General features: G+C 30.5%; 3 protein-coding genes and 1 rRNA gene. 1 reads left to right on the forward strand and 3 read right to left on the reverse strand.

The features are described from left to right. From ACCQ42_RS08145 to ACCQ42_RS08155, 3 genes are all read right to left on the reverse strand, one after another. Positions 1-148 (reverse strand): IS3 family transposase (locus ACCQ42_RS08145; protein ID WP_410035888.1); only part of this gene is annotated, 148 nt, incomplete at its 3' end. A gap of 62 nt (positions 149-210) precedes the next feature. Then, positions 211-750, reverse strand: coding sequence for a helix-turn-helix domain-containing protein (locus ACCQ42_RS08150; RefSeq protein WP_265238306.1), 540 nt, complete (start codon positions 748-750; stop codon positions 211-213). 279 nt (positions 751-1,029) lie between these two features. Then, positions 1,030-1,293: an RNA polymerase sigma factor gene (locus ACCQ42_RS08155; protein ID WP_265238308.1), complete on the reverse strand. Its 264-nt coding sequence runs from the start codon at positions 1,291-1,293 to the stop codon at positions 1,030-1,032. Positions 1,294-1,920: 627 nt separating this feature from the next. Between ACCQ42_RS08155 and ACCQ42_RS08160 the strand changes: the two genes are divergently transcribed. Further along, positions 1,921-2,047: ribosomal RNA gene (locus tag ACCQ42_RS08160) — 16S ribosomal RNA — on the forward strand; the annotation flags it as partial.

Below are 2,047 nucleotides of genomic sequence, written 5' to 3' on the forward strand. Positions count from 1 at the left end.
TATTTTTTAATACCATAGTTACTCTTCTGTAGCCATATCTACCTTTTGATTCATCTACTATGGTTTTAATTTCATTTTTAACTTCTTTGTCTTTATATGTTGGATTTTCTAGTTTTATCTTCCATTCGTAATATGATGTTTTTGGCAATTTGGCTATTTCTAACCATTCACTTATCTTACTTTTTGGATATTCTTTTAGAAGTTTGAGGATTATCTTTGTCTTTTCCTTGCTTCTGCTTCCTCTTCCAGGAGCAAGGCTTGTAGCTTTTTTTCATAAATTATCTTCATTTTGAGAAGTCTATTTTCTTCTCTAAGTCTTATTAATTCTTCCCTTTCAGTTTCGTTTATTGGAGTGTTTAGTTTAGACTTTTTATTTGATTTGGTCATATTTTTTCTAGGCCTTCCTCTGTTATCTTCTAGCCCAGATAGACCACGTTCTTGATAAGCTCTCTCCCATCTGTACACCATAGATCCATTTACAAGATTGAAATGCTCTGCAGTCTCTCTAAGCGAAGTATTATTGATTTGCCTATATTGTATTACAGATAGTCTGAATTCACTAGTGTAATTATTGTTTTTTAACTTTTTAGATAAGTTATCAAATCCCCCTGACTTGTATTTGTTTATCCATTCTCTTAAGGTATCTCCTGGAATATCATATTTTTTAGCTATTGATTTATATCCACCAAGTTTACCTGATAAGTATTCCATTACTAGTTTTATTTTAAATTCTTTTGTATATTTTGGCATACTAAAAACCCCTCCATCCGTATTCCGGATTTTGGGGTTCAGGTCAGCAAAGAGGGTATTTTTTTGCCTAAATCATCTATCCTTCTTCTCCCATAAAACATTGCCATTACTGTCATAGACTTTATCAACCATATCTAAGCGAATAAAGTCAAAAACGTATTGTTCTTTTTTATACAAAGGCGCAATGTATCTTTCCCAAGGACTTTGTGAAAAGTTCACTGCCCAAGTTCCATCATTATTGAAAGCATTACCAGCGCTAAATAAAATATCGCCTTTATTTTAATATTTAATCCACAAGTAATTATCTTTTTCACAAAATTTTATCATTTTATTTTTCCTATAATAATCATATAGGCAATTTCTTGCAATGGTAAAAAGCCAGGCCCTGATGTCAACCGACCAGTCAAACTTATCAATCTTATCAAGGGCCTTGGCAAAGGTCTCATGGCAAATATCAATTGCCAAGTCGCTATTAGAGCAAATGATCAAGGTAAACCTATATACATCCTTGTTGTAATCTTCATAAATCTTGGCAAAATCCATCTTCATCTCCTTATGTCTATCAAATATTCTACCTCCTTAATAGGGCCTTCTACTATAATAACGAATGAATATTGAAAGTGTTACAAATATTTGACGATTCAAAGTGACAAATAATACTTATATATAGAAGGAATAAAAAAATAATAAGAAAATATAAAAAAATATCAAAAATTATTTGACATGAATAAAAAAAGCTAGTACATTATATAGGCACGAGATATGGAAGTGCTTACAAGTCAAAAAAATATTTACAAAAATATTTGACAAGCAAAGAAATATATCGTATACTAATATTAATGCTGCTGAAGGCATTTATCGAAAAAACTTAAATATTTTGAAAAAACTTCAAAAAATATTTGACAAGATAAAAACTTCGTGGTATTATATAAGAGTCGCAACAAGTTAGCGACACTGAACCAGAATAAAATATAATAATAAGATAATCAAGGTTAATTATTAAATTTCTATTATATATAGAAAAAAATAATTACTTTGGAGAATAACAACTATAACCTAGTTAAATTTCTTTACAGTAAATGATTCTTGATATACAAGAATATAAATCACGCATTTGATTAAGTCAAGTGTAAATGAATAGAGTCTTGATCTAAGACTTTCATACAAATTTTTTATGAGAGTTTGATCCTGGCTCAGGATTAACGCTGGCGGCGTGCATAACACATGCAAGTCGAACGATGAAACTTAATTGATCTCTTCGGAGTGAAATTAAGTGGATTAGTGGCGGACGGGTGAG

Origin of the sequence: Anaerococcus kampingae, assembly GCF_046365475.1 — a bacterium.
GTDB classification, from domain to species: Bacteria; Bacillota; Clostridia; order Tissierellales; family Peptoniphilaceae; genus Anaerococcus; species Anaerococcus kampingae.